The organism is Cohnella nanjingensis (genome assembly GCF_014212125.1).
GTDB lineage: Bacteria > Bacillota > Bacilli > Paenibacillales > Paenibacillaceae > Cohnella > Cohnella nanjingensis.
The window spans coordinates 50,891-76,895 of the sequence record NZ_JACJVP010000012.1 but is presented as its reverse complement, the minus strand read 5'-3'; the positions used below and the strand labels follow the sequence as shown (position 1 = coordinate 76,895).

General features: G+C 60.8%; 26 protein-coding genes and 2 riboswitches. Of the genes, 8 read left to right on the top strand and 18 right to left on the bottom strand.

Features of this window, described 5'->3' with window-relative positions; genetic code table 11:
- The first annotated feature begins 45 nt into the window (after positions 1-45).
- Positions 46-246: riboswitch (cyclic di-AMP (ydaO/yuaA leader) on the top strand.
- Between the two features lie 8 nt (positions 247-254).
- Positions 255-896, top strand: coding sequence for a 3D domain-containing protein (locus H7C19_RS09710; protein WP_185142446.1), 642 nt, complete (start codon positions 255-257; stop codon positions 894-896).
- A 188-nt stretch (positions 897-1,084) separates the two neighbouring features.
- Here the strand turns inward: H7C19_RS09710 and H7C19_RS09705 are convergent, their stop codons facing one another.
- The 5 genes from H7C19_RS09705 to H7C19_RS09685 form a co-directional block, all read right to left on the bottom strand.
- Positions 1,085-2,116, bottom strand: coding sequence for a polysaccharide deacetylase family protein (locus tag H7C19_RS09705; RefSeq protein ID WP_246469413.1), 1,032 nt, complete (start codon positions 2,114-2,116; stop codon positions 1,085-1,087).
- Between the two features lie 63 nt (positions 2,117-2,179).
- Positions 2,180-3,433, bottom strand: a complete 1,254-nt coding sequence (locus H7C19_RS09700; RefSeq protein WP_246469412.1) for a cation:proton antiporter — start codon at positions 3,431-3,433, stop codon at positions 2,180-2,182.
- A gap of 12 nt (positions 3,434-3,445) precedes the next feature.
- Positions 3,446-4,108, bottom strand: coding sequence for a potassium channel family protein (locus tag H7C19_RS09695; protein ID WP_185142445.1), 663 nt, complete (start codon positions 4,106-4,108; stop codon positions 3,446-3,448).
- Positions 4,109-4,124: 16 nt separating this feature from the next.
- The gene (locus tag H7C19_RS09690; RefSeq protein ID WP_246469420.1) at positions 4,125-5,465 is read right to left on the bottom strand and encodes a TrkH family potassium uptake protein; all 1,341 of its coding nucleotides are present in this window, start codon (positions 5,463-5,465) and stop codon (positions 4,125-4,127) included.
- A 16-nt stretch (positions 5,466-5,481) separates the two neighbouring features.
- Positions 5,482-6,825: a TrkH family potassium uptake protein gene (locus H7C19_RS09685; protein WP_185142444.1), complete on the bottom strand. Its 1,344-nt coding sequence runs from the start codon at positions 6,823-6,825 to the stop codon at positions 5,482-5,484.
- Positions 6,826-7,068: 243 nt separating this feature from the next.
- A riboswitch (cyclic di-AMP (ydaO/yuaA leader) is annotated at positions 7,069-7,249 on the bottom strand.
- A 261-nt stretch (positions 7,250-7,510) separates the two neighbouring features.
- Between H7C19_RS09685 and H7C19_RS09680 the strand changes: the two genes are divergently transcribed.
- Entirely contained in the window at positions 7,511-9,190 is a 1,680-nt protein-coding gene (locus H7C19_RS09680) for a CPBP family intramembrane glutamic endopeptidase (protein ID WP_185142443.1), read from the top strand.
- Positions 9,191-9,656: 466 nt separating this feature from the next.
- Here the strand turns inward: H7C19_RS09680 and uvrC are convergent, their stop codons facing one another.
- On the bottom strand, positions 9,657-11,807 hold the full coding sequence (uvrC, locus tag H7C19_RS09675; RefSeq protein WP_185142442.1) for an excinuclease ABC subunit UvrC: 2,151 nt from the start codon (positions 11,805-11,807) through the stop codon (positions 9,657-9,659).
- 159 nt (positions 11,808-11,966) lie between these two features.
- On the opposite strand from uvrC, the gene H7C19_RS09670 reads away from it, so the two are divergent.
- A complete protein-coding gene (locus H7C19_RS09670) occupies positions 11,967-12,113 on the top strand; it encodes a YqzM family protein (RefSeq protein ID WP_185142441.1) in 147 nt (48 codons plus the stop codon).
- Positions 12,114-12,401: 288 nt separating this feature from the next.
- Here the strand turns inward: H7C19_RS09670 and H7C19_RS09665 are convergent, their stop codons facing one another.
- From H7C19_RS09665 to H7C19_RS09640, 6 genes are all read right to left on the bottom strand, one after another.
- Positions 12,402-12,608: a YezD family protein gene (locus H7C19_RS09665; RefSeq protein ID WP_185142440.1), complete on the bottom strand. Its 207-nt coding sequence runs from the start codon at positions 12,606-12,608 to the stop codon at positions 12,402-12,404.
- Positions 12,609-12,637: 29 nt separating this feature from the next.
- Positions 12,638-13,510, bottom strand: coding sequence for a sulfate ABC transporter permease subunit CysW (gene cysW, locus H7C19_RS09660; protein WP_185142439.1), 873 nt, complete (start codon positions 13,508-13,510; stop codon positions 12,638-12,640).
- Between the two features lie 12 nt (positions 13,511-13,522).
- Positions 13,523-14,359 (bottom strand): sulfate ABC transporter permease subunit CysT, encoded by an 837-nt coding sequence (cysT, locus tag H7C19_RS09655; RefSeq protein WP_185142438.1) that lies wholly within the window; start codon positions 14,357-14,359, stop codon positions 13,523-13,525.
- Positions 14,360-14,386: 27 nt separating this feature from the next.
- Positions 14,387-15,484, bottom strand: coding sequence for a sulfate ABC transporter substrate-binding protein (locus H7C19_RS09650; protein ID WP_185142437.1), 1,098 nt, complete (start codon positions 15,482-15,484; stop codon positions 14,387-14,389).
- A gap of 344 nt (positions 15,485-15,828) precedes the next feature.
- Positions 15,829-16,779, bottom strand: coding sequence for an ATP-binding protein (locus H7C19_RS09645; RefSeq protein ID WP_185142436.1), 951 nt, complete (start codon positions 16,777-16,779; stop codon positions 15,829-15,831).
- Between the two features lie 28 nt (positions 16,780-16,807).
- Complete coding sequence (locus tag H7C19_RS09640) at positions 16,808-18,337, bottom strand: DnaD domain protein (RefSeq protein WP_185142435.1); 1,530 nt, start codon at positions 18,335-18,337, stop codon at positions 16,808-16,810.
- A gap of 314 nt (positions 18,338-18,651) precedes the next feature.
- On the opposite strand from H7C19_RS09640, the gene msrC reads away from it, so the two are divergent.
- Positions 18,652-19,140: a free L-methionine (R)-S-oxide reductase MsrC gene (gene msrC, locus H7C19_RS09635; protein ID WP_185142434.1), complete on the top strand. Its 489-nt coding sequence runs from the start codon at positions 18,652-18,654 to the stop codon at positions 19,138-19,140.
- A 201-nt stretch (positions 19,141-19,341) separates the two neighbouring features.
- Here the strand turns inward: msrC and H7C19_RS09630 are convergent, their stop codons facing one another.
- Positions 19,342-19,980 (bottom strand): TetR/AcrR family transcriptional regulator, encoded by a 639-nt coding sequence (locus H7C19_RS09630; protein WP_185142433.1) that lies wholly within the window; start codon positions 19,978-19,980, stop codon positions 19,342-19,344.
- Positions 19,981-20,120: 140 nt separating this feature from the next.
- Here H7C19_RS09630 and H7C19_RS09625 point away from each other — a divergent pair, with 140 nt between their 5' ends.
- The gene (locus H7C19_RS09625) at positions 20,121-20,696 is read left to right on the top strand and encodes an alcohol dehydrogenase catalytic domain-containing protein (protein ID WP_185142432.1); all 576 of its coding nucleotides are present in this window, start codon (positions 20,121-20,123) and stop codon (positions 20,694-20,696) included.
- A 47-nt stretch (positions 20,697-20,743) separates the two neighbouring features.
- Here the strand turns inward: H7C19_RS09625 and H7C19_RS09620 are convergent, their stop codons facing one another.
- Complete coding sequence (locus tag H7C19_RS09620) at positions 20,744-21,151, bottom strand: GtrA family protein (protein WP_185142431.1); 408 nt, start codon at positions 21,149-21,151, stop codon at positions 20,744-20,746.
- Positions 21,152-21,192: 41 nt separating this feature from the next.
- The gene (locus H7C19_RS09615; RefSeq protein WP_185142430.1) at positions 21,193-21,477 is read right to left on the bottom strand and encodes a YuiB family protein; all 285 of its coding nucleotides are present in this window, start codon (positions 21,475-21,477) and stop codon (positions 21,193-21,195) included.
- A 155-nt stretch (positions 21,478-21,632) separates the two neighbouring features.
- Between H7C19_RS09615 and hemQ the strand changes: the two genes are divergently transcribed.
- Positions 21,633-22,376, top strand: coding sequence for a hydrogen peroxide-dependent heme synthase (gene hemQ / locus H7C19_RS09610; protein ID WP_185142429.1), 744 nt, complete (start codon positions 21,633-21,635; stop codon positions 22,374-22,376).
- Positions 22,377-22,626: 250 nt separating this feature from the next.
- Here hemQ and H7C19_RS09605 read toward each other — a convergent pair whose 3' ends face one another.
- Both H7C19_RS09605 and H7C19_RS09600 read right to left on the bottom strand, forming a co-directional pair.
- Entirely contained in the window at positions 22,627-22,905 is a 279-nt protein-coding gene (locus H7C19_RS09605) for a hypothetical protein (protein WP_185142428.1), read from the bottom strand.
- A complete protein-coding gene (locus H7C19_RS09600; protein WP_185142427.1) occupies positions 22,905-24,098 on the bottom strand; it encodes an NAD(P)/FAD-dependent oxidoreductase in 1,194 nt (397 codons plus the stop codon). Before H7C19_RS09600 ends, H7C19_RS09605 begins: the two co-directional genes overlap by 1 nt.
- 287 nt (positions 24,099-24,385) lie before the next feature.
- Between H7C19_RS09600 and H7C19_RS09595 the strand changes: the two genes are divergently transcribed.
- Together H7C19_RS09595 and H7C19_RS09590 are read left to right on the top strand one after the other, a co-directional pair.
- Complete coding sequence (locus H7C19_RS09595) at positions 24,386-25,381, top strand: NAD(P)/FAD-dependent oxidoreductase (RefSeq protein WP_185142426.1); 996 nt, start codon at positions 24,386-24,388, stop codon at positions 25,379-25,381.
- Positions 25,382-25,527: 146 nt separating this feature from the next.
- Positions 25,528-25,752: a hypothetical protein gene (locus H7C19_RS09590; protein WP_221469144.1), complete on the top strand. Its 225-nt coding sequence runs from the start codon at positions 25,528-25,530 to the stop codon at positions 25,750-25,752.
- Here H7C19_RS09590 and sda read toward each other — a convergent pair.
- A complete protein-coding gene (sda, locus tag H7C19_RS09585) occupies positions 25,749-25,880 on the bottom strand; it encodes a sporulation histidine kinase inhibitor Sda (protein WP_313731519.1) in 132 nt (43 codons plus the stop codon). The two genes, H7C19_RS09590 and sda, sit on opposite strands and share 4 nt — an antisense overlap.
- Positions 25,881-26,005: the final 125 nt, after the last annotated feature.

Genomic DNA, 26,005 nt, shown 5'->3' with positions numbered 1-26,005 from the left:
ATGTTATCCTCTTAACGAGCAAAATTCGCCGAATTCTGGGCGACTATGCCAATCCGGCCAAAACCGAAAGGTGCGGGGGACAGGAACGAACCGCGCAGGGCCGCTGCGAAGCATCCGCAGCCCGCGTCCGCGCTTGGGGTGAATCGTGCATCAGGCAGCGCAAGCTAACATAGCGCTGCATGCACATAGGGTTGAACTCCCAGCCCGAACCCGACAGCTAACCTCGCCGGCCACAGAGGAGGATCTCATCACGAATGGCTAACATCAAGAAGACCGGTCTGCGCGCCGCAGCGCTGGCCCTCGGAGCGGCAGTGCTGCTTCCGGCCGTGACAGCGTTTGCAGCCACCAGCTACACCGCCAAGGAAGGCGACACGTTCTGGAAGCTCTCGAAGCAGTTCAACGTACCGCTGGAGAAGCTGATGAGCTTCAACGCGGGCATCGATCCGCTGAACATCTACGGCGGCCTGCAGCTCACGATTCCGGCGCCGACGACCGGCGCGAACGCCGTGAACGCCAAACTGACGGCGGCTTCGGTCTCCGCGGCCTCGGTCTCCACGGTTGCGGGAGACTCCCTCTCCTATTCGAAAGTAGTAACCATGAAGGCCTCGGCTTATTCCGCCTCCGCCGAAGAAAATGGTTGGGGACCCGTCGATTACTTCGGCAACCCGCTGAAGCTCGGCACCATCGCGGTCGATCCTAAGGTCATACCGTTAGGCACGAAGGTCTACATTACGGGCTACGACTTCGACGGCCTCCCCTCCGGCGGCATGGTCGCCAAGGCGACGGACGCGGGCAGCGCGATCAAAGGCAACCGCATCGATATCTTCGTGCCGGGAACGCGCGCAGAAGTGTCGAAGTTCGGCTACCAATACGTTAAACTGTATGTCCTCAAGTAAAAACGGCATTGTCTTTTCGGAAGAGGCAATACGTTTATCGGCGGTCATACAGAAATGGTTAGGCGTATAACTTATACACACTGTATAACGAACTAAAACAGCCCGCAGCTCCAGCTGCAAGCAAACCCGCCCGGCCGCGGCTCGCGAGAGCCCGGCCCGAGGCGGGTTTTGACTTGTCCGGGACGGCTTCAATCCGGCATTCCGGGCTCTCGCCGCTCCGGCAAGCCCAGCAGCTCCGGCACCGTCACGAGCTCGTAATGCTTCATGCGGAGCCAATCGATCAGCTGCGGCAGCGCCTTGACGGTCCCGTATAAGTTCTGGCCTTGCCCGCCCCCCGCGTGAAGCAGGATGATCGAGCCCGGCCGGACGCTCCGGGTGACGTTGCCGAATACGCGGCTGGGGGGCAGCTGCCGCCAATCCGAGGAATCGACGTCCCAATTGACGACCGTATATCCGTTCTCCTTGGCCCATTCGAGCTGCGCGGCGCCGATCTCGCCGTACGGCGGCCGGATGAAGCGCGGCGTGAAGCCGACCGTCCTGCGAATCTCGCTGCCCGTCTTCTCGATCTGCCGCTTCACGGCCGACAGCGGCAGTCTGGATAGGTCCGGATGGTCGTACGAGTGATTCCCGACCGCATGGCCCTCCGCCACGATCCGCCGCACGAGCGCCGGGTGCTTCTTGGCCCGGCTCCCGACCACGAAGAACGTGGCGGGCGCCTTCTTCCGCTTCAGCACGTCCAGCACGAGCGGCGTATATCTGGGATCCGGCACGTCGTCGAAGGTCAGCGCGACCCGCATCGACTTGCGGGAAGCCCAGAGGACGAACACGCCCCGGTACCGCCGCTGCAGCTCCGTCCAGTTCCCGCCCGAAGGCCGCTTGCGCGCCTGCCGGCGCTCGCCGGCCATCGCCCGTTCCGCCGGCGGATCGCCAGCCGCCAGCGTCTCATCTGCCGTCTGCGGCGCGCTTGGCGGCGCCTCTCTCATCGTTCGCACGATATCTGCCCGCGGCTTCTCTTCCTCCGTCCGCATCGCGCCTGCCAACGCCGTCTCATGCGCCGTCTGCGCCGCAACGGCCTGCAGCGCCGTTGCCGGCGCTGTCAATCTGCTCCTCTGCTGCGCCGCATCCGCCTGCACTGCTGGCGACGACGCAGAGAACAGAAGAACGGCGCACCACCCGCAGGCGATACACCGTCTAAGCATCGAAGGTTTCTTGATGTTCATCCACTCCCCTATATAACCGGCGCTTTCCCTAGCGTGAGCGGTTGAGGGCGATCTCATTCGGAATTAGGAGAGATTGTTCGAAACTTCTTCGCGGGAAACGGCCAAGCCCAGCTTTTTGGCCCACCAGGCCGTCGTACTGGCTTGGATCAGGATCGTGAAGGCGATCGCCATGAACACGACCGCCGTGAGCTTGTCGCCGCCTGGAATGCCCCGTCCGGCGATCATGCCGGCCAGCGCCGCCGGAATGACGCCCGTCTCGCGCACCCAGAACATGAACAGCAGCTCCCGCCACGTCCACCGGGTCTTGACGTCGGGCAAGGCGGAGGCCAGCACCGCGAGCGGCCGCGCGACGAAGACCAGCGCGAGCACCACGGCGACCGCCGGCCAGAAGTACTTGGCGAGCAAGGCGAAGTTCACCTGGCTGCCCAACAGCACGAAGATGAACATCCGGAGCATCACCGTCGCGTTCTCCGCCACGTGGCCGAGCTCTTCCCGCTTGTCCTCCATCGGCAGGCGGAACGTATGCGAATTGCCCCAGACGATCCCTGCGGTGAACGTCGCCATCAGCCCGCTTACGTGCAGCAGATCGCCGAGCAGATACGCGCCGACCGCGAGCGCGATCATGGCGATAGCCGCATACTCCTTCAGGGCGCCCCATTTGACGTGCGCGACGAGGAAGGAAGCCAGCAGCGCGAATGCGAGCCCGACCGCCAGTCCCCCGAATGCCGTCTTAACGAAATCCAGCGCGATGCCCCCCGCATCCAGAGGCTTGCCTTCCACGATCACGGCCAGCAGCGCGAACGTCACGATCGAGCCGGTCGCGTCGTTGAAGGCCGACTCGCTCTCCACCGTCTCCCGCAGCCGTTCCTTGACCTTGACCTGCCGGAAGACGGGGATGATCGTCGCCGGATCGGTGGACGAGATGACCGCGCCGATCAGCAACGAGGTCGTCCAGTCGAGGCCGAAGGCATAGTGGGCCGCGGCGCCGCAGATCGCCACCGTCGCGACGACGCCGACGATGCTGAGCAGCGTGACGGTCAGCGCTACCTGGCGCAGACCGCGCAAGCGGATGTTCCGGCCGCCGTCGAAGAGGATCAACGCCGAACCGACCGCCAGGATGAGCTGGTTCGTCAGCGAACTGCTGGGTTCCGAGATCCAGTGCATGCCCGTGCCGAGCAACATGCCGGCGGCGATGAACAGCACGACGTCGGGCAAGCGCAGCCAGCCGGCCAGCCGGCCGGAGATCATGCCGGCGCCGAAGACGAGCAGGAGCAGGATGAGGAGATGATGCACCGTGTCCATCGTCTGAATGTCCAAGCGTTCCGCCCCTTATTGTCCGATCGAATGCTGGAACGATTCGATCTGCTGATTCGTCCCGATGACGACCATCACGTCCCGCTCCGCGAGCACGTCGGAGGCGGTCGGCGCGATGATGATGCCCTTGGGTTTGTTGATCGCCACGATGCTGCAGCCGAAGCGCCCGCGCGGATTCACCTCGGAGAGCGACTTGCCCGAGAGGCAATCCGGCACGTTCAGCTCGGCGATCGTATACTGCTTGGACAATTCGATATAGTCGAGCAGGTTCGGCGAGACGAGCTGATGCGCCACGCGGATGCCCATATCGCGCTCTGGGTAGATGATGCGATCGACGCCGATCCGCTCCAGCACGCGGCCGTGCAGTTCGGATACCGCCTTCGCCACCACCTTCTTCACGCCGAGCTCCTTCAGCAGGATCGTCGCCAGGATGCTCGCCTGGATGTCGTCGCCGATCGCGACGACGCCGCAGTCGAAGTTCCGCGCGCCGACCGAACGCAGCACGTTCTCCTCCGTGGCGTCCGCGACGACCGCGTGCGTCAGCACGCCGCTCATCTCCTCGACTTTCTCCTCGTCCCGGTCCACGCCGAGCACTTCGTATCCGAGCTGCATCAGCTCGCGGCCGATGCTGGAGCCGAATCGGCCTAAGCCGATGATGACGAATTGATTGAACTTCATGTTGGGAGCCCTCTCTCTATCCGATGATAATCTTGCCTTCCGCCTGTCGGTACAGCGCCCGCTCTTGCTTCGGCGACAGCGCGTAACCCAGCGTCAGCGGACCCAGCCGGCCGATGTACATCATCAGGATGATGATAATCTTGCCTGTGAGCGTCAATTGCGTCGTCAACCCCATCGTCAGGCCGACCGTGCCGAACGCCGAGGTGACCTCGAACAGGATCATGAGGAAATGATGGTCTTCCGTCGTGGATAGAATCATCGTTGCCGTGATGACCAGCGCGAGCGCGAGCAGCGTCAGCGTGAGCGCTTTGTTCACCCGTTCCTGCGCGAGCCGATACCTGAACATCACGACGTCCTCCCTGCCCCGGATCATCGCCCATACGGCCCCGAGCAGGGCGGCGAACGTCGTCGTCTTGATCCCGCCGCCGGTCGAGCCTGGCGACGCCCCGATGAACATGAGGATGACGATGAAGAACTGCGTGGCTTGCCGGAGACTCGCCAGGTCGAGCGTGTTGACCCCCGCCGTCCGGGGGCTGACCGACTGCAGGAAGGCGGATAGAATCTTCGTGCCAAGGGGTAGCTGCTTCATCGTGCCCGGGTTCGAATATTCGAATAGGAAGATGACGACCGCGCCGAACAGGATGAGGAAGCCGGACATGCTGAGCACGACTTTGGTATGAAGAGACAGCCGCTTGCGTTTGCCGAGGTCCGTCAAGTCCGAGAGGACGACGAAGCCCAGGCCGCCCGTGACGATCAAGAGCATCGTGACGATGTTGACCAGCGGATCGTCGACGTAGTCCGTCAAGCTGCGGAACTCGCCCATGATGTCGAAGCCGGCATTGTTGAAGAAGGAGATCGCGTGAAAGATGCCTGCGTATACCGCCCGTCCGGGACGCATATCGAACAGGAAACGGATCGTGAACAGCAGCGCCCCCACCCCTTCGATCGTCAGGGCGTACAGGACGACCTTGCGGACGAGACGGATGATCCCTTCCATGTCCGATTGGTTGAGCGCCTCCTGCAGGATCAGCCGTTCCTTCAGCGAGATGCGTCGCTTCAGGAAGAAGGCGAACAGCGTCGCCATCGTCATGAAGCCGAGACCCCCGATCTGGATGAGCAGCAAGATCACGATCTGCCCGAAGGTCGAATAGTGCGTGCCCGTGTCCACGGTCACGAGTCCCGTTACGCAAGTGGCGGAGGTCGCCGTGAACAGCGCGTCGATGAACGGCGTGCGCTCACCCGTCGCCGAGGCGATGGGCAGGGAGAGAATCTGCGCGCCGACCATGATGATCAGCGCGAACCCGAGGGTGAGGATCCGCGGGGGGGAGACGGTGAGCCATTTCACGACTTTTCTCAGCAAGGCGAACTCTCCCTTATCCAATGATGATGCGGCCTTCCGCGTAGCGGTAGAGCGTACGCCCGGACCGGGTGCCCAGCGCGTAGGTGAATGTCAGCGGGCCCAGGCGGCCGACGAACATCAGGACGGCGATAAGGACTTGGCCGAACGGCGTGAGGTCGCCAGTCATCCCAGCGGACAAGCCGACGGTGGCGTAAGCGGACATGACCTCGAATAGAATGATCAGGAAGGACTGCCGCTCCGTGACGGATAGGATCATGACCGCCCCCATGACGATCGCCAAGCTCAGCATCGTGACGGTAACCGCCTTGTTTACTTTTGACCGTTCGATGCGGGATCGAAACAGCACCACGTCGCTCCGGCCCCGCATCATCGACCAGACGGCGCTGGCCAGCACCGCGAACGTCGTCGTCTTGATGCCTCCGCCGGTGGAGCCCGGAGACGCGCCTACGAACATGAGCAGGATCATCGCGAACTGGGTCGCGTCGCGGAACGAAGCGATATCCACCGTCGTGATGCCCGCCGATCGGGTAGTCACGGACTGCAGCATCGCGGCGAGCAACTTCTCCCCGAAGCCGAGCGGTCCGAGGGAATCCTGGTTCGTGTACTCGAAGATCAGAATCGTGACCGTGCCGACGACGATCAGGAAGGCGGATACCCACAGCACGACGCGCGAGTGCAGCGACAGCCGCCGGCGGGTCCGGAGTTCGAGCAGATCGGACAAAACGATGAAGCCGACGCCGCCGAGGAAGACCAGTACGACGGACAGGAGGTTCACGTAGACGTCGCCGACATAGGCGGTCATGCTCCGGAACTGGCCGAACAGGTCGAATCCGGCGTTGTTGAAGATCGACACGCTATGGAAAATGCCGTAATAGATGGCGCGGCCCGGGCTCATCTCCTGCATGAAGCGCAGGGCGAACAGCAGGGCGCCGACCGCTTCGATGCTAAGGGCGTACAAGAGCACCCTGCGGACGAGGCGAACGATGCCTTCCAGCGAGCCTTGGTTCAGCGATTCCTGAAGGATGAGCTTGTCCTTCAGCGACACCTTCTTCCCCGCGAAGAGCGCGAACAGCGTGCCGGTCGTCATGAAGCCGAGACCGCCCAATTGCACGAGCGCCAGAATGACCCAATGACCGAACGCCGAGAAGTACGTGCCCGTATCGAGCCGCGCAAGTCCGGTGACGCAGGTCGCCGAAGCGGAGTAGAAGAACGCTTCGAGCCAAGGCGTCGTCTCCCCGGATGCCGAAGAGGCGGGAAGCCGAAGCAGCGCCGTCCCGATGAAGATGATCGCGGCGAATCCGGCGACGATTACGCGCGGCGGGGAAGCATAGAACCGTCGGAGCCATTTCTTAAGCAAGTCTTGTCACCTCATAGGTTAACCAAAAATTAGCGCAATCTCTTGTGCAGTTGACGACAGGACCAACGGGGGGCCGCTCCTCCGTTCGAAGATGCGGAGCGGTCGTTGCGCGGGCGCGATCGTTCCGCGCGGCCCGGTCGTCGCTCGGGCGCGCTCGGTTGTCGCCCGGGCGCGGGCGCGGCGCGTAACCGCTTTTTGGCGCATCAAAAAAGACACTGGAGCTCCAGTGCCTTCGCGCACACGAGTCCTGTTCATGAACAGCCTACGAGGTTAGCTGACGGGTTCGGGCTTGAACAGTTGCCCTATCCGGCGCGGCGGCGCGCTGCGGAATTCACCCCGGCACCTTGGCTCGCGTCGCGCGAGCGAAAGGCGCTTGAATCTGTGGTTCCCCCGTTTTCTTGCAGAAATTCGGCTGGGTAGTATGATGGATAATATGGAAAGAACATTACACCGCATTATAGTCCGTCCCAACACCGCACACAACAGCAAAAAACGCGAAATTAAACGGTAAAAGCGGATATACAAGCGTTTGGCTGCCGTATAAACGCATTTTTACGACGATTCTTCATCTTTCTCTCGATCTGGCATCAATTCATCGCGATATCATGTGATAAACGGGGAATCCGCTACGATAGGCCGCTTGTATGCGTTTACTTGAACGAAGAATCGATCGGAGGGTTCTAATTTGCTTTCTTTTCGTTGGTACGTAATTTCAGGGATTGGCTTCCTGCTCTTTCTCTTTCTCCAAGTCTTTCCGAATTCGGATCAAATATCGTCCTCCGGAGGAAATGGCGTTCTAGAGCGCGATGCCGCGCGCCAGCAAGCACTGGGCTATGCGGCAGAGAAATGGGGCATTCGGCCGGACGAGACTTCCCGCATCGTTGTCACCCACCTCTCCGACAGCGACACGGTCGGCTATCTGTCCAAGGAACGGCTATCCAAGGCCTATGACAAAACATGGGATGCGAAATTTCCGACGGATGTGTACGAGGTCGAGCTGCGCCCGGCCGGCAGCGACGAGCGGCTGACGCTGGCGCTGCATATGCAATCGGGACAGCTCGTCTCCTGGGATCGGGTCAGCGGCAATCGGGCGTCCCTCGGGCTCAGCAAGCGCCAGGAGGAGCAGTTGGCGGCGACCGTGCCGGCAGGCCGCGAGCAGACGGCGGCGGCGCTAGCCTGGGTCGGTCAGGCGGGCTACGATGAAGCCGAGTGGGAGCCGACCGGCGACGCGACCCCTGACGGGGCCGTCGTGCTGCAATCCCGCAAGAGCGAGCTAGGCGAGGCTCGATTGCAGCTTACCGTCAAGCCCGGCGAGCGGCTGACTTACCGTTATGTGCTGCCCGCCTCCTATACCGACTATATGGCCGGTCAGGAGAAGATCGCCGGGAAGCTGTCCATCTTCGGCTTCGTGCTGCCGATGATCACCCTCTTCGTGCTGGCGGTCATCTACGCGGCCACTTACAGCGGATGGTCGTCGTTCCGCCGCGGGATCTTCCTGTCGAGCGCGTTCTTCTTGCTGTACGCGGGCTTCACCTTCAATCTGAAGGCCGGTATCCGCGCGCAAATGGGGGCCGAGACGGGCGATGGCGCCGTCATGACGCTGCTGATCGTGAATCTGTTCATCTACGCCGCGATGGCGCTGCTGACGTACTTCAGCGCGGTCGGCGGCGACGGCCTGTGGCGATCGATGGGCTATTCCCTCTGGCCGCGTTGGCGCGATCCGGGCTTCGGGGCGAGCGTGCTGCGAAGCGCGGGCCAGGGCTACGTGCTGGCGATGATCCTGCTGGGGGCGCAGTCGATCATTCTAGTGGTCCTGCAGGCGCTGCTGGGCTCGTTCTACTCCTCCGACGCCTCGCAGTCGATGTACAACATGGCCTATCCGTGGCTGCTGCCGCTGCTCGGGTGGTGCGCGGGCATCTCCGAGGAGCTGCAGAGCCGCCTCTTCAGCATCGGGCTGTTCCGCCGTTGGTTCGTAGGCGGGGCGAGACGCATTCTGCGGCGCGACCCTTCGCGGAGGTCGGCGGCGACGCTCACGCTCATCGCGATGGTGCCCGCTTCGGCGATCTGGGCGTTCGGGCACGTCGGCTATGCCGTCTATCCCGTGTATACGCGGCTTATCGAGCTGACATTGATGGGCCTCCTCTTCGGCTGGTTCATGCTTCGGTTCGGCCTGCTGGCCGTCCTCTTCGCCCACGTCGTGCTGGACTCCACCCTGATGGGCGTGCAGATGCTGTCGGACGGCCTGTCCTCCGACAATTGGGGCGGCGTGTTCAGCTTCATCATGCCGGCGGCCGTCGGGATCATCGTCTGGTGGCTGCGCCGCCGCTTCCCGGGGCGTGGGGCGGCTGGGGCGAAGCTGGCGTGAGATTGGGGCGCAGGCCGGCATGTATGCGGGCGGCGGTATGGTTCGGTGCGGTCGGTAGGTGACTGTGAGGGCCTGAGCGCTGCCTAGGCAAAATGAATAATACGCAAAAGAGACGTAGCTGAGTACGTCTCTCTTGCATTGTGGAGGCGAAGACGCCGCATGTGGCGTACTGGGTACGTCTCTTAAGCCTTCCGGAGGCGAAGACGCCGCATGTGACGTACGGGGTACGTCTCTTTAGCCTTCCGGAGGCGAAGACGCCGCATGTGACGTACGGGGTACGTCTCTTTAGCCTTCCGGAGGCGAAGACGCCGCATGTGACGTACGGGGTACGTCTCTTTAGCCTTCCGGAGGCGAAGGCGCCGCATGTGACGTACGGGGTACGTCTCTTTGGCCCTCCGGCGATGATGACGCGACAAGGGACGATCCCTGCGGCCTCGTTCGGCCAATTGGGATCGTCCCTTGCTGTTCAACGCTCGCTCGTTTCCGATTCCTGCGCGACGGAGTCCGGCTGCGCTTCCGCAACCTTCGCCCCGTGCTCTTCCTCGTTCAGCGCCGCCAAGATCCGCGAGGCCAGCGCCTCCCCGATGGACAGCGGCTTGAAGTCCGCGACGGACGCCTCTCGGATCGCCTTGAGCGAGCCGAAGTGCTTCAGCAACTGCTTGCGGCGCTTTTCCCCGATGCCCGGGATCGCGTCGAGGCGCGAGGCGACCATGGACTTGGCGCGCTTCTCGCGGTGGAACGTAATCGCGAAGCGGTGCACCTCGTCCTGAATGCGCTGGAGCAGATAGAACTCCTGGCTGTCGCGCGGCAGCGGCACGATCTCCGGCGGATCGCCAACGAGCAGTTGCGCCGTCCGGTGCTTGTCGTCCTTCGCCAGGCCGCACACGGGCACGTCCAGCCCCAGCTCGTTGACGAGCACGTCGATGGCCGAGGCGATCTGCCCCTTGCCGCCGTCGATGACGATCAGGTCCGGCAGCGCCAGCCCTTCCTTCAGGACGCGCTCGTAACGGCGGCGGATGACTTCGCGCATCGTCTCGTAATCGTCCGGCCCTTGCACGGTGCGCACGTTGTACTTGCGGTATTCCTTGCGGTCCGGCTTGCCGTCCGTGAAGACGACCATCGCCGATACCGGGGAAGCGCCCTGGATGTTCGAGTTGTCGAACGCCTCGATGCGGTGCGCCGAAGGGATGCCGATCCACTCGGCGAGCCCCGCTGCCGCCTTCACGCTGCGCTCCTCGTCCCGCGCGATGAGCCGGAACTTCTCCTCTAGCGCGACCCGCGCGTTGTCGCAGGCCATGCTCACGAGTTGGCGCTTCGAGCCGCGCTTCGGCACCGAGACCTTGATGCGCAGCCAATTCCGCAGCGACTCTCCGATCTCGCCGCCTTCATCGACGGCATGCTCTTCCCCGGTCGCGTCCGAGAGATCGGCGAGAATCGCCTCGACGCTCTCCGCAGTCGTTAGGCCTTCTGCGTTCGCGCCCCGCTCAACATCGGCCTTCGGCGCCTCGCTACCCGCATCTGGGCCCTGCGCCGCGCCTGGCGCTTCGGCAGCTGGCTCTCCGCTCTCCGTCGTCGCGACAGACGTTCCCGTTTCCGCAGCCGCAGCGGCGGACGTCAACGCGCCCTCCGCCGCGGCCGACTCCGGCGCCGGCGGCAGCAGCATCTCGCGCGGCAGCGCGGGATTCTCGCTGTAATACTGCGTCACGTACGTCATGAAGTCTTCGAACGCCTCGCCGTAATAGGGGAAGACGGAGACGTGGCGCTGAATCATTTTCCCCTGGCGCATGTACAGAATCTGCACGCACATCCAGCCTTTGTCCACGGCATAGCCGAACACGTCGCGGTCCATGGCGTCCGTCATCGTGATCGTCTGCTTCTCCATGAGCGACTCGATCGCGACGATCTGATCCCGGTACTCGCGCGCCCGCTCGAACGCCAGCTCCTCGGCCGCCGCTTCCATTTTCCGCTGGAGCTCGCGTTTGATGTCGCCGTGTCCGCCGTTCAGGAACCGGGTCATCTCGCCGACCATCCGCTCGTACTCCGAAGGCTCGACCGGATACTCGCACGGCGCGACGCACTGGCCGAGATGATAGTACAGGCAAACTTTGTCCGGCAGCGTATTGCACTTGCGCAGCGGATACAGCCGGTCCAGCAGTTTCTTCGTCTCCTGCGCCGCATAGGCGTTCGGATAAGGGCCGAAGTACTTCGCCTTGTCCTTGACGACTTTCCGGGTCACCTCGAGCTTCGGATGCTTCTCGTTCGTGATTTTTAAGTAAGGGAACGATTTATCGTCCTTCAGCAGGACATTATAACGGGGAAGATGCTGCTTGATCAGGTTGCACTCCAAGATCAGCGCTTCCATGTTGCTGGCCGTGACGATGTATTCGAAGTCCCGGATCTCCGAGACGAGACGCTGCGTCTTCACGTTGTGGCTGCCGATGAAGTAGGAGCGTACGCGGTTCTTCAGCACTTTGGCCTTGCCCACGTAGATGATCGTGCCCTCGCCGTTCTTCATCAGGTAGCAGCCCGGCTGGTCCGGCAGCAGCGCCAGCTTGTTGCGGATGCGTTCGTTCGCGCGATCGCGATCCGCTTGCGATTCGGTATGAAGGGTATCCATCAATGCATGCCTCCCGCCTATATCGGACTAATCCCGCACCCTACATTGTACCACAAGAGCGGCGCGGGGAGGTTGTCGCAAACTTGTCACGCGGAAGCCTTTACAACAAAATGCGATGTTGGGTATACTAGGATTAACGATCGTGTCAGGAGGCCCCCCATGGAAAACGTTCAAGATCCACGGCAGCATATCAACGAAGAGCCGCGCGACGATCTGCAGGACCTTGTCTTCGGATTCGGCGGCATGTTCGGCTTCATGTTCATCGTGTTCCTCATCGCGGTCATCGTGAAGTACGTGATTTCCTAATCCGCACGCGCAAGGGTCCAAGCGAAGCATCCCCATCCGCCTATTCGGCGAATTGGTGGATGCTTTTTTCGTGTACCGTCCCCTCGGCTCCTCCCGCCGTTGACCTCCCCTGAACGCCCATTGCACCTCAGGACTTATTCGCGTCCCCGATCTTCCGCCTCCATCAAACCTCAAGTCCGCCCAACTTTGCCCGCTGCCCGACTCCCGCTCCGGCCACACAAAAAAAACCCGCTCGCATCGCGAACGGGCGTCCTTCCAGCTCAGCCTCTTGAAGAATCGAAAGACGGTTTATTTCGTCGTGGCGGTCCCGCCTTGGGGAACCTCCCGCGCGGCGCGACGTTCCGACACTTCGTCGAACCGGCGGCGTTCCGTCCGTTCGATCTGAACGATGCGTCCATCATGCACCACGATCTGCACGTTGCCGTATTGCAGCCCGGTGACCGCATCCGTGATACGCTCGATCCAACTTTCGTTCAATTCCAACGGCTTCGCCATGGCCAACCACTCCTTCTTTTTTGTGTCCCTTACTTGTGACGGCTTCGGATCAAATTGCCTTCGATGAGTCCTTTGATGACGAGCGTGACGACCGCGAGCAGCATGAGCAGCGACGCGACGGCGAACGAGGCCGTGTACTGGTATTCGTTGTACAGAATCTCGATATGGAGCGGCAGCGTATTCGTCTCGCCGCGGATATGCCCGGAGACGACGGACACGGCGCCGAATTCGCCCATGGCTCTCGCGTTGCAGAGAATGACGCCGTAGAGCAAACCCCACTTGATATTGGGGAGCGTGACTTTGAAGAAGATCCGCCATCCCTTGGCGCCCAAGCTCACCGCCGCTTCCTCGTCCTGCGCTCCCTGGGTCTCCATGAGCGGGATCAACTCGCGGGCGACGAACGGGAACGTGACGAACATCGTGGCGAGGATGATGCCCGGCGTCGCGAACACGACTTTGTAGCCGTGGTCGATCAGCCAGGGGCCGAGCAGCCCTTGGGCGCCGAACAGCAGGATGTAGACCAAGCCCGAGATGACCGGCGACACCGCGAAAGGCAGATCGATCAGCGTGATGAGCAGATTCTTGCCGCGAAATTTGAACTTCGTGATCGCCCAGGCGGCAGCCGCGCCGAACAGCGTATTCAGCGGGACGGCGACCAGCGCCGTAATCAGCGTAAGCTTCAGCGCGGAGATCGCATCCGGATCCGAGATGGCGGAGGCGTAGGCTTCCCAGCCCTTCTTGAACGCTTGGGCGATGACCGTGATCATCGGCAGGACGACGACGAGGCCGACGAACAGCAGGGCGATCGCGATGAGGACGATGCGGACGCCCCGCGATTCGTCCAGGTGCTTCGGACGCTTATCCGCGGACAGCTCGGTGACGGTCGTAACGGCTCCAGCCATGTCGATCCCTCCCTAAGCCGACCGCAGACGGCGGTTGGTCCACCGTTGCAGCGTATTGATGAGCAGCAGGAGCGCGAACGAGATGAGCAGCAGGACGAGCGCGATCGCGGTCGCTTGGCTGTATTCGTACTGTTCGAGCTTCGTGATGATGAGCAGCGGCGTGATCTCCGTCTTCATCGGCATGTTGCCGGAGATGAAGACGACCGAGCCGTACTCTCCGATGCCGCGGGAGAACGCCAGCGCGAACCCCGTGATCAGCGGCGGGACGAGCTCGGGCAGCAGCACTTTGCGGAACGTCCGCCAGCGGTGCGCGCCCAGCAGCACGGCCGCTTCTTCCGTGTCGGTCTCCAGCTCCTGGAGCACCGGCTGCACCGTCCGGACGACGAACGGCAGGCCGATGAACACGAGCGCCACCGTAATCCCGAGCGGGGTGTACGCCACCTTGATGCCGAGCGGCTCGAGCAGCGAGCCGATCCAGCCGTTCGGCGCGTAGATCGCCGTCAGCGCGATGCCCGCTACGGCCGTCGGCAGGGCGAACGGCATGTCGATCAAGCCGTCGACGATCTTTTTCCCCGGGAACCGGTACCGGACCAGCACCCAGGCGATCAGCAAGCCGAACACGACGTTGACCAGCGCGGCGAAAAAGGCGGTGAGCAAGCTCACCCTATAGGACGCCAGCACGCGCGCGCTCGTCACGGTGTCCCAGAACTGCGGCAGCGTCAGCCCCGCCGTCTTGATGACCAATCCGGCCAGCGGGATGAGCACGATCAAACTCAGGTACAGCACGGTAAAACCTAGCGTGAACCGAAATCCCGGCAGCACTTGTCTCCGATTGCGGTTAGTAGCCATGATAGTCGCCCGTCTCCCGTCGTCCGATTAAGAGCCTTTGGTGTAGATCTGATCGAACGTGCCGCCGTCCGCGAAGTGCTTCGCTTGCGCGGTCTTCCAGCCGCCGAAGTCCGCGTCGATCGTCAGCAGGTTCAGCTGCGGGAACTGGTCCTTGTACTTATCGGCCACTTCCTGCAGGCGGGGACGATAGAAGTTCTGGGCCGCGATCTCTTGGCCTTCCGGCGTGTACAAGTACTTCAGGTAAGCTTCCGCTACGTCGCGTGTCCCCTTCTTGTCGACGACCTTGTCGACGACGGCGACCGGCGGTTCGGCCAGGATGCTGAGCGACGGCGTGACGATCTCGAAGTCGTCGCCGTATTCTTTCTTCGCGAGGTAGGCTTCGTTCTCCCAGGCCAGCAGCACGTCGCCGATCTTGCGCTCGACGAACGTCGTCGTGGCGCCGCGGGCGCCGGTATCCAGCACGGGCACGTTGTCGAACAGCTGCTTCATGAATTCTTTGACCTTGGTCTCGTCGCCGCCGTTTTGCTTCAGCGCGTAGCCCCAAGCCGCCAGATAATTCCAACGGGCGCCGCCCGACGTCTTCGGATTCGGCGTGATGACTTGCACGTCTTTCTTGATCAGGTCGCCCCAGTCCTTGATGCCTTTGGGGTTGCCCTTGCGAACCAGGAACACGATCGTCGACGTATACGGCGAGCTGTTGGATTCGAACGACTTCTGCCAATCGGTTTTGAGCAATCCCTTCTCGGCGAGCGAATCGATATCGTACGCCAGCGCCAGAGTGACCACGTCGGCTTCCAGACCATCCAGCACTTTGCGGCTCTGCGCGCCGGAGCCGCCGTGCGATTGATTGATCTTGACCGTCTGGCCCGTCTCCTTCTTCCAATACTCGGCGAAGCTCTTGTTAAAGGCGACGTACAGCTCGCGCGTCGGGTCGTACGAGACGTTCAGCAACTCGACCGACTTCGGGGACTTCTCCTTGTTGTTTGCGCTCGGGCTCGCTCCCGCGCTTCCGCTCGGGCTTGCGCTCCCTTCGTTGTTCTTGCCGTTGCCGGCACCGCACGCGGACAAGACAGACACGATAAGAGCCGCGATAATCAATAGACGAATGGATCTCAGGTTACGCATCGGTAACACTCCTTCTCCGGTTATCCGGTGGTGAGTTTATGAATAATTCCTACCCGTTTAGTTGGTATTGGAGAAATCATAGCAGGCGGATAGGCTTAGTGTCAATAACTACCTCTTTTACAATATATAAAAAAAATTGATACTTGGGCACTACAAATAAAAAAGCGCTATACCTCGGCGGCAGCGCTTGTCCGATCTATCTTTTCAGTTGTACGTTCGATGGCGGGCGCGGGTTTCCCGGCGCTTCCTCCCGGCCTGCGCGCTGCCTTGTTATTCCGCCCCATCCTCGGGCAGCGCCGGCGCGGTCGCCTGCGGATCCGGGCTTGCCCGAGCGGGCTTCCCTGCTACCCTCGTTGGTTCTTCCCGCGCACGTGCACCACATCGACGAACGGCCGGATGCGGTCCATCAGCCGCTGGCCCTTGTGCATCTCTTCGCCTTCCTTGTGCGTGAAGCTGAAGTGCCGCTCCAACGCCTCCAAGTCGTGATTGGACGTGTAGAAGGTCGGCTTGCGGTTCATCCGGGAGTTCAGGATCGCCCCCAGCACGTGATCGCGCACCCAAGGGCTCAGGTTCTCCGCCCCGATGTCGTCGAAGACGAGCAGGTCCGCTTCCTTCATGAGCGTGAGCGTCTCCTTCAGCTTCTGCGGCTCCATCATGAGCGCCTTGGCGTCCTCCACGAATTCGGGCATGTAGACGATGACGCCGGACAGCCCTTCCTTGGCCAACTCATGTAACAAATAGGCGGCCATATAAGTTTTACCCGTACCAAAACTCCCCATTAAATAAAGACCCTTTTTCTGGAGGCCATTGGTTTGAGTAGAATACACATATTGGAGCAATTGGTTGACGGCCCGTCTGCGTTCGGGATCCAATTCCGCCATCTCTAACGGATCATATCCGTCCTTGAAGAAATCGACATCTAAGTAGAAGCTTGTTACCCGATTCCGCAACTGTCTCTCTTGCTCATAGGCGGTCCATTTACTGCATGCGGTCTTATGATCGTATACCTGCCATCGACCGTTCACTTCAGCGCAAGTAATGCGAGTAAAGTGACCTTGCATATCGTTCGGGCACCGCTCGAGACCCGGGCAGTCCCGGCAGTTGCGGTACTCGGTCGAGCATTGATGCAGACGGTTCAGATTGGACCGCAGCGCGGCTTCATCCAAGCCAGGGTAACGCTCTCTGAGCTTGGCCACCAGCGGGTCGCGCAGCACGCGTTCCGCCGTCCGCTCCGCATCCTGCATCGCGCTCGAAGATCCCTGCCAACGCCGTAGCGCTTCTGCCATGGATTCCATCTGCCTCTCTCCCTTCCTTGCGATTCAATCAATTACGGTTTTTCAATTTGCGAGCCAATTCTCGCATATTTGTTAATTCTTCTTCCGACATATCCGGTTCTGAGCCCCGGTCCTCGACGACCGGCATGGCCGGCTTGCGGCGGGGCTGGCCGTTCCGACTTCGCGATGAACCGCCGCCCATTCCCTTCGCGCCGGCCGCCGCAGGCTCTTCCTCCCCGCGCCGGCGGCGCTCCAACGTCTGATTCAGCTTCTCCTGCTCCCCTATGTACAGCACGGACTTGTCGAACGTGTCGATCCCTTTGGCCAGCATGTTGGTGGCGATCGAGTCGATGAAGCTCTTCGTCAGGCGCTGCGAATGGTTCATGCCGAGCACGTAATGGATGAGGACGTTGATGACGGGTTCCGGCAATTTGTAGTTCAAGTCGATGCGCTCGAAAATTCGTACGAAAGCGTCGGGCACCGTGCCGGGGAAGTACCGTTCGAGCATCCGCGTGTAAGGCTCTCTGCGGAGCATCTGGTTGTACAGCTCGACCGTCACCGAGAGGCCGAAGCGCTCCGGTACCGCCAGCGGCGGAACCGAGGAGGGCGCGTCCTCCGACTCGGACGGCGCCTCGTCGTTGCCGGATTCCGCGCGGTCCGTGCCGTCCGTCCGCGCGAGGTACCGCTCCCGCTCCTCGCCGCGCTTGCGGTCCTGGCGGTAAATGAGGTTGGCGCGCGCCTGCAGCTCGTCCCACCGCAGGGTGCCGTCCGTCCGGAAGATGCCGTCTTCGTCCAGCAGGCGGCTGATCTCCGGAATATCGATGTCGTATTTGTACGCCAAATAATTGATCTGCGCCATCGATTCGGGCGCGTGGCCCAGCCGTTCGACATAGCCGCGGTTGGCGGAGCCGCGCGGGAAGCGCAGCAGCATGTCGCTGTGGCGGATGCGCTCCGGCAGCGCCGGCTGCTTGCCCGCTTCGCGGGTCGGAGCCGTCTCGGCGAGCGCCGCCTCGAGCTCGGGATCGATCTTCGCCGGGTTGATCGAGAACAGCTCGTAGAACGGGACGGTCACTTCTTCCCGGTTCATGAACCGGGCCAAGCCGGCCGGCTGCTCGGCCACGAGCGATTCGCGCAGCTCGAGAAGCGCGGGCTTCCCGATCTTGTCCCGCAGCAGCAACGACAAATGCAGGTTCGCGAAAAATTCCGGGGGCGCCAGCGGACGGATCAGCACATATTCGTACAGCGTCTCCTCCGATGCGGGATCATGCTGCCGATACACCTGCAGCAGTCCGACCGCTTCGAGCTTCGAGGCGTGCTCAATGAGCGCCTTGCGACCGGCCGCGTTCAGTTCCAGATCGAGACCGAGGAACAGCTTGCGCTGCGATTCGGCCGGCGCGTACCCCGTCCGATCGTCTCCGAGGTGATGATAGAGCAGCAGATATAATCCGACGGCGAACGCGCCGACCATCGGTTGATAGAGATGCGTCAGCACTTTCCGTTCCAGACCGCTGAGCGCGAAGTCGCGATAAGCGGTGTAGCGGTGATTTTCCGTGAATTCGAGCCTATTCGACACACGCATGGCGGACTCGACAACCTTTTTTTCATAGAGTAGTCTTTCTATTGTAGCATAAACGGCGCCCCCGCTGGATGAGAAAAACCTGACCCCTGGCCAACGCTATGTCTATGAAGAGACAACCTTTAAGGAGATGAAGATCGACGAGCCCGGAACTTACACCCTTTTCGCCATAGCGGGCTTCCGGATCGGCGATCGCGGGTACGCGGTCTGGTCTGCCCCGGTGACCGTCAGCGTCGCAGCCGCGAAGGCTTGACGGCGGCCGTCCGGCTTGCTAGGATCAACGCATCAGATCCGTTCGATAGGAGGCCGCCTTGCGCATGACGACGTTTCAACGACAGACCTTTGGCGACGATCGCCAATCCAACGACCGGCTGCTCCTCGAGCAGCTGCGCCATCTCATCGACGGCGAGCCGAATCGCATCGCCAATCTCGCCAACGCTTCCGCGCTGCTTCAGACCTATCTGAGCGACATCAATTGGGTAGGATTCTACCTGCTTGATGGCGGCGAGCTCGTGCTCGGCCCCTTCCAAGGATTGCCCGCCTGCGTTCGCATCCCGCTCGGACGGGGCGTGTGCGGGACCTCGGCGGCGAAGGGCGAGACGATCCGGGTCGCGGACGTGCATCAGTTTCCCGGGCATATCGCCTGCGACGCCGCCTCCCAGTCCGAGATCGTCGTGCCGCTGCGGTCGGCGGACGGCGCGTTGCTCGGCGTGCTCGACATCGACAGCCCGGTGAAGGAACGCTTCGACGAGGACGACCAGCGGTTCTTCGAGCAATTCAATCAGATCTTGGGAGACGCGCTCTAACCCGACTGGCAAATGACGATATATCGAGTATGCCTGTCAGTTTAACGATGGGGGCGAATCGCGATTTACTGAAAAAACCACGCTGAAACATAGCGTGGTTTTATTTTGGAGAAATAGAACTCATAATCGGGGGATTTGTGCCATTTATGTCTGTACATTTTTGTGTCGCTAAGGCCAAAATGTGATCCGATTGCCGAGACGTTAACTGGGCTGGGTGCGAAGTCCGTCGCAAATAACCGAAATGATGCCGGTTGGCAAACTAGCTTCCCCGGCACTGTGTTCAATGGCCAGAAGGGTGCCTACCATCAGGGCTTTTATATGATCTGCACCGATATCCGCGCGGACGGAACCGCTCTGTTGAGCACGGGCGAGAAGCTTTGCCAGTACGTCCCGCAAATTGTTGGAGATGCCGGAAGCCACGGCCTTCATATCGATTTCTGAACCGGACAAGGCTGCCTTCAATGCTTTGTTCGCCGCTCCGCCTTCAATCACGCGAGTAATGTAATGAAAAAAAGCTTCTCCCGGATCATCGTGGTCGATCAATGATTCCGCATCCTCAACAAGCTTTTGCTGGTATCTCTGAATGACCGCTTCGAACAGCAACTCTTTGGTCGGAAAATTGCGATAAACCGTACCGATCCCTACACCAGCATGATGGGCGATTTCTTCGATTCGAACGGACAGCCCTTCCGCGGCGAAGAAGGAAAGGGCCGCATCCAAAATACGCACCCGGTTTCGCTGGGCATCGACGCGAAGCGATTTGGCGCGTTCAGTATCGAAGGTGGAAGCATTCTGTGAAAGACTGCTGCCCATTGGCGTGTTCGTATGATTTTCATTCATGCTCGAAATGCACCTCTTGTCATTCATCTTACCTGATCATCATTGTTTTTGACAAACGGAATCGATATTCCGTATTATTAAGTGGAATTTAAATTCCGTTTGTGAACTACAATCCAATGGAGCAAAGAGGTGGATAAGCAATGCGCATGAGTAAAAGTGTCGTCATTACCCGATATGGCCGGCCGGAGGTATTGCAGATCGTTGAAAGGCCGGTACCCGAACCGAAGCTGGGCGAGGTATTGATCCGAAATTTAGCTTCGACCGTATCGAGCGGGGACGTGTGGATTAGGAGTGGGCAACTGGCACTTCCATTTCACAAAAAAGCGCCAAAATCGCCTGTGACGCTTGGTTCCGAAGTGGTAGGCGTCATTGAGAAAACAGGAGCCGGCGTTTCTGCTTTTCGCCCAGGCCAGTTGGTCGCCGCGTTGACCGTCTCCGGCGGGGGATATTCCGAACATGCGTGCCTGGATCAGAATGAAATCATCGCGGTGCCCAATGGGATAGAACCCGATGATGCGACTTGCCTGGCACTGAATTACGTGTTGGCTTACCGAATGCTTCATAAAGCGGCCAAAGTCCGGAAGGGGGAATCAATCGTCGTCCTTGTGGACCGACGGAATGGCATTCTGAGATTCTGTGAGTCGAAATCGACGCTCCTCCGGCAGAGGGCGGCACGATTGGCTCGGGGACGGTTCAACGACAAAAAAAACCGATAGTCCCGCCCTGTCGGCAGTCTATCGGCTCTCCTATGACATACGCGATTCTACGAATCCTGGCGCAGCGTCTCTTTGCGGAATACCCACAGCTTGCTCCCGGTGTAGTTCACGGCGAGCGAAGCGAAGACCGAGAGGAGCTTCGCCGCGATCGGCGAGAACCCGAGTCCCTTCTCGAAGGCGAGCAGAACGCCCGTCGCGAACAGGAACGACAGCAAGTTCACGATGCCGAAGCGGATCAGCTCGCGTGCGTCGCGCTTGCCCCCGGTCTGGAAGGTCCATCGTTTGTTCCACCAGTAGCTGTTCAAGAACGCGATGAAGTACGAGATGAATTGCGACGGCGTGGATGACAGTCCGATCCCGTACACCAGGACGGCGAACAGGGCCACGTCGATCCCCGTATTCATGCCGCCCACGAGCGCGAACTTCGCCAGCCTTTTCCATTCCTGTCCCCGCATGCCGCTTGCCCCTTCCTTCAAAACCGTAGATACGGAAGCGTTCAGAACATCCTATATCCGCCTCTGCGCAGCGCGCGGATGGCCCATCCGCTCACCAGGGCGCCGCCGATTCCCGCCAGCAGCGGCAGCGTGAAGACGCCGAAGAACGAGAGCACGCTTAGCTCCGGGTCCCAGAAATACCACACGCTAAGCGGCAGTACGATAATGACATATAGCCACGTCGGCAACCACGTCGTTTTGATTAACATATTCAGGATGAAGCCGATCCCGAAAAACAGCACGAAAACGAGCAGCGTCCCCACGATTTCCTGTATCAACTCGCGCATGACTTTTGGATTCCTCCCAGGTTGATGTCCATCCTTAGTTTACAAGATCGCTTTCCCGCGAGTCAACGCGCCGATACGCGGTTTGCCCGGTGTTCGCAATTAGGCTAAAATGAGAAAAGCCCTGTTGACTGTAATGAAGGAGAGATGATGCATTCATGAGCGAAGCCGCACAGACGCTAGACGGCTGGTACGCGCTGCACGACTTTAGAACGATCGATTGGACGGCTTGGAAGGCGGCCTCCGAGGAAGAGCGCGAGACGGCGCGACTCGAGCTGTTCGCCCTCGTCTCGGAATGGGAATCGGTCGAGGAACGCAAGGAGGGCAGCCTCGCGCTCTATGCCATCGTCGGGCAGAAGGCCGATCTGGTCTTCATGCACCTCAGAGAGACCCTCGAAGAGCTGAACGCCGTGGAGAACGCGTTCAACCGCTCGGCCTTCGCGCGATTCGTCAAACCGGAATATTCCTACGTTAGCGTAGTCGAGCTGAGTAACTATATGGCGGCCCCGGGCGTGGATCCGATGCAGGTGCCGGAGATCGTCGCCCGGCTGAAGCCGACGCTGCCGAAGTCGAACCATATTTGCTTCTATCCGATGAACAAGCGCCGCCTGCTCGGGGACAACTGGTACATGCTCCCGATGGAGGACCGCAAGTCGATGATGCGCAGCCACGGCATGATCGGCCGCAGCTACGCCGGCAAGGTGAAGCAGATCATCACCGGCTCCGTCGGATTCGACGACTGGGAGTGGGGCGTGACGCTGTTCGCCGACGACTCGCTGCAGTTCAAGAAGCTCGTCTACGAGATGCGCTTCGACGAAGTCAGCGCGCGCTACGGCGAGTTCGGCCCGTTCTACGTCGGCAACCGCTTGACGAATGATTCGCTGGGAGCGCTGCTGAAGTAAGGCTCGGCCTATGCGATCGCGGATGCGGTTCGCGGGGATCTCCCTCCGGTCGCTGTTTTCGGTCCTTTGCCTGATCGAACGGGATAAGGTGGCAAGGCCCTCAAAAGGCGAACGCTCCGCTCCTCCGGGAGATGCCCCGCTACCCTTTCCGCTGCTTATTCCGCATACGTTCCCTTTCTCCTACCAAAAAGCCGCCCCCGTCAGCGACATGCGCTGCGAGGGCGGCTTTGTCTATCTCTATAAGGCAATGTTAGTCGTCGTCTTCGTCCAGCTGCCGCATCTGGGCTTCCCATTCGGCCCGCCGGCGCTCCTCGAGATACTCCTGCGTCTTGCGGTCGCGCTCGCGCCCCTTCTCCTTCAGCCGCTCGATGCCGGGTTGGATGAGCAGGTCGACCTCGGCTTGCACGATCGCCGACAGGTCGTAGCGCGTCTGCGACTCGAGGTAGCTCCCTACCTCCATCAGCGCGTTGTAGCGGTCCAGTTCGTCTCGGGTCAGCAGCCCTCGGACCTGCACGCTGCAGTGGCGCATTAGAGGAACTTGCCCTTGCGCAGGACGAGCGGAATGCCGCCGATGATGAACAGGTAGCGCAGGTCGATCATCTTCTTCAGCCAGGCCGCGACGCGACCCTTGTACTTCTTCCCGAACGCCATGCCGATCGCTTCGCCCTTGCCGAGCGACGCCACCGTGCCCTTGTTGCTGAACACGAACGGCTTCAGCGACTGGTTGCGGATCGATGCGACCAGGTTGTGCGCGCAGTTGACGCCCTGCTGCATCGCGATCTGGGCGGTCGGCGGGTAAGGACGGCCTTCCGGGTTGAACATGAGCGAGTTGTCGCCCAGCACGAAGATGTTCTCGTGGCCCGGCGCGCGCAGCACCTCGTCGACTTTCACGCGTCCGCGCATCGTCTCGAAGCCCGCTTCCTCGATCAGGCGGTTGCCCCGCACGCCGCCGGACCAGATGACGGTCTGCGACTTGATCTCCTCGCCTTCGCCGACGATGACGCCGTCCGGCGTGCATTCCTTAATCGCCGTGCCGATGCGGAACGTGACGCCCTTCTTGCGCAGCACGTTCATCGCGTACTCGACCAGCTCCGGATCGAAGCCCGGGAGCGCCGTAGGCGCCGCTTCGACGTTGATGACCTTGACCAGCGACTGGTCGACGTCGAACTGCTTGCACAGCTCCGGGATGCGGTCCGCCAGCTCGCCGATGAACTCGATGCCCGTGAACCCGGCGCCGCCGATGACGAACGTCAGATAGTCCGTGCGGTGCGGCTCGCGCTTGAAGCGCGCGAATTGATACTCGATATGCTCGCGGATGAGGCGAACGGAGTTGATGGATCGGATGGTGAACGCGTTCTCGGCCATGCCGGGAATGCCGAAGGTCTCGGACTCGCCGCCGAGCCCGATGACTAAGTAATCGTAGGACAGCGTGCCGTCTTCCAGGATGACCTTGCGATCCTGCGGACGAATCTGTACGACCGTGGACTTCACGAAGTCGATCTTGAATTCGTCGATCAGCTTCGAGATGCTCACGCGCGCGTTGTCGGGATGATCCGTGCCCGCTGCGGGCATATGCAAATGAGTCGTAATATAATGATAATCGTGTTTATTGACCAAGGTTACGTCCGCTTCATTATAATTAAGCTCTTTTTGTAGTCGAAGGGACGTCAATACGCCGCCATAGCCGGCGCCCAGGATGACGATTTTTGGTATGCTGCTCATGGTAATCCCATCCAATCCTAATGTGGTGTTTAATTGTGAAAAAATCCACAATGTCTACCGACAAGTTTCTCTCTTTGCCGTCACATGAATCATATCGGTTATGCCTTTTCTTTTCAAGGTTCATTTTCACAAAATCGTTTGGACATCTCCACAAAATTGCCGCCTGCCGAACCGCTTCTCGTTCACATCATTCGACAATTCCCCGTTCGGTATTCCTTTGCTGGATCGGCAAGTTTATAATGAGAAAAAGACTGGCGCGATTCGCGCATTGACGGAGGTGGCCGAAGGTGAGCCAAGACGTATTGGAGCCGGTTGACGTCGCCATAATCGGCGGAGGACCGGCGGGCATGTTCGCCGCCTTCTACGGGGGCATGAGGAAGATGTCCGTCACGGTGATCGAGAGTATGCCGCAGCTCGGGGGGCAGCTTGCCGCCCTGTACCCGGAGAAATACATTTACGACGTAGCCGGATTCCCGAAGGTGACGGCCCAGCAGCTCGTCGACAATCTGAAGCGTCAGATGGAGCTGTTCCAGCCGAATATCGCGCTCGAAGAGAAGGTTGTCGCCGTCCGCAAGCTCGACGATCGGCTGTTCGAAGTCGAGACCGACAAACGCGTTCACCAAGCGCGCGCCGTCATCATCACGGCGGGCGTCGGCGCGTTCGAACCGAGGAAGCTGGAGCTCGCCGAAGCGGCCGGCTACGAGAAAGAGAACCTGCACTACTTCGTCAGCGATCTCGAGCGCTTCCGCGGCCGCAGGGTCTTGCTCACCGGCGGCGGCGACTCCGCCCTGGACTGGTCGCTCATGCTGGAGCCGATCGCCGCCCAGGTGACGCTCGTCCACCGGCGAGACAAGTTCCGCGCGCACGAGCACAGCGTGGAGCTGCTGCACCAGTCGAAGGTGAACGTCGTCGTCCCGAAGGAGATCACCGCGCTGCACGGCGAGACGCGGATCGAACGCGTCACGCTGACCGACGTCAAATCCGGCGAGACGAGCGAACATGAAGTCGACGACGTCATCGTCAACTTCGGCTTCGTCAGCTCGCTCGGACCGATCGCCGAGTGGGGGCTTGCGATCGAGGGCGGCTCCGTCGTCGTCGACTCCCGCATGGAGACGAACATCCGGGGCATCTTCGCCGCCGGCGACATCACGACGTATCCCGGCAAGCTGAAGCTCATCGCGGTAGGCTTCGGCGAGGCGCCTACGGCGATCAACAACGCCAAGGTGTACGTCGATCCGGACGCCAAGCTGTCCCCGGGGCATAGCAGCAACCTGAAGCTCTAGTCGCGCCTCCGGCGATCCTACGCAGCTAGCGCGGGACGGATCCTTGTATGCTGAATCCAGCACAAAAAAGGGCATCCTACTTAGGCAACCCGGCCATGTCCGGTCCTAAGGAGGATGCCCTAGTGTTATGTCCCTTGTGCAATGGAATGGAAAATTTGACGTTCCCCTGCCCCGGCTGCGGCGAATCCGTCGTGGATGAAGGACGCGCCGCGGACTGGCTCGGGCCTTACGCTCCCTATAGCCCCGCGGAACAGTCGGCCGCCGTCTTGGACACGCTGCCGCCCGGCGCGGCGCCAACGGGCTGCCCGCATGCCGTCCGCTGTTCCGCCTGCGGGATGGCGTCTGAAGCCGTTGTGCGGATGTGGCCTTAAGCCGGCAGCTCTTCCCCGACCGACAGCTTCCTCCGCTTGATCTCCGCGCGCAGCATATACAAGAATTCCCGTTCCAATTGCAGGCGAACCGCTTGATGATAGGCCTCCAACAACAGCTCATCAGACAATAGCGGCAACATCACCCACACCCTTCCCTTCGCTTATCGGTTGATCCGTGCTCGCATCATAGCACGGCTGGGAATAAGTGGACAAGACTCGAGATTATCCACATTCCACTGTGGGCAACATGTGG

Coding starts and splice junctions, on each gene's coding strand:
- H7C19_RS09710 (WP_185142446.1), top strand. CDS start 255: ATGGCTAACATCAAGAAGACCGGTCTGCGCGCCGCAGCGCTGGCCCTC.
- H7C19_RS09705 (WP_246469413.1), bottom strand. CDS start 2,116: ATGAACATCAAGAAACCTTCGATGCTTAGACGGTGTATCGCCTGCGGG.
- H7C19_RS09695 (WP_185142445.1), bottom strand. CDS start 4,108: ATGAAGTTCAATCAATTCGTCATCATCGGCTTAGGCCGATTCGGCTCC.
- uvrC (WP_185142442.1), bottom strand. CDS start 11,807: ATGGATACCCTTCATACCGAATCGCAAGCGGATCGCGATCGCGCGAAC.
- H7C19_RS09670 (WP_185142441.1), top strand. CDS start 11,967: ATGGAAAACGTTCAAGATCCACGGCAGCATATCAACGAAGAGCCGCGC.
- H7C19_RS09665 (WP_185142440.1), bottom strand. CDS start 12,608: ATGGCGAAGCCGTTGGAATTGAACGAAAGTTGGATCGAGCGTATCACG.
- cysW (WP_185142439.1), bottom strand. CDS start 13,510: ATGGCTGGAGCCGTTACGACCGTCACCGAGCTGTCCGCGGATAAGCGT.
- cysT (WP_185142438.1), bottom strand. CDS start 14,359: ATGGCTACTAACCGCAATCGGAGACAAGTGCTGCCGGGATTTCGGTTC.
- H7C19_RS09650 (WP_185142437.1), bottom strand. CDS start 15,484: ATGCGTAACCTGAGATCCATTCGTCTATTGATTATCGCGGCTCTTATC.
- H7C19_RS09645 (WP_185142436.1), bottom strand. CDS start 16,779: ATGGAATCCATGGCAGAAGCGCTACGGCGTTGGCAGGGATCTTCGAGC.
- H7C19_RS09640 (WP_185142435.1), bottom strand. CDS start 18,337: ATGCGTGTGTCGAATAGGCTCGAATTCACGGAAAATCACCGCTACACC.
- msrC (WP_185142434.1), top strand. CDS start 18,652: ATGACGACGTTTCAACGACAGACCTTTGGCGACGATCGCCAATCCAAC.
- H7C19_RS09630 (WP_185142433.1), bottom strand. CDS start 19,980: ATGAATGAAAATCATACGAACACGCCAATGGGCAGCAGTCTTTCACAG.
- H7C19_RS09625 (WP_185142432.1), top strand. CDS start 20,121: ATGCGCATGAGTAAAAGTGTCGTCATTACCCGATATGGCCGGCCGGAG.
- H7C19_RS09620 (WP_185142431.1), bottom strand. CDS start 21,151: ATGCGGGGACAGGAATGGAAAAGGCTGGCGAAGTTCGCGCTCGTGGGC.
- H7C19_RS09615 (WP_185142430.1), bottom strand. CDS start 21,477: ATGCGCGAGTTGATACAGGAAATCGTGGGGACGCTGCTCGTTTTCGTG.
- hemQ (WP_185142429.1), top strand. CDS start 21,633: ATGAGCGAAGCCGCACAGACGCTAGACGGCTGGTACGCGCTGCACGAC.
- H7C19_RS09605 (WP_185142428.1), bottom strand. CDS start 22,905: ATGCGCCACTGCAGCGTGCAGGTCCGAGGGCTGCTGACCCGAGACGAA.
- H7C19_RS09600 (WP_185142427.1), bottom strand. CDS start 24,098: ATGAGCAGCATACCAAAAATCGTCATCCTGGGCGCCGGCTATGGCGGC.
- H7C19_RS09590 (WP_221469144.1), top strand. CDS start 25,528: ATGGAAAATTTGACGTTCCCCTGCCCCGGCTGCGGCGAATCCGTCGTG.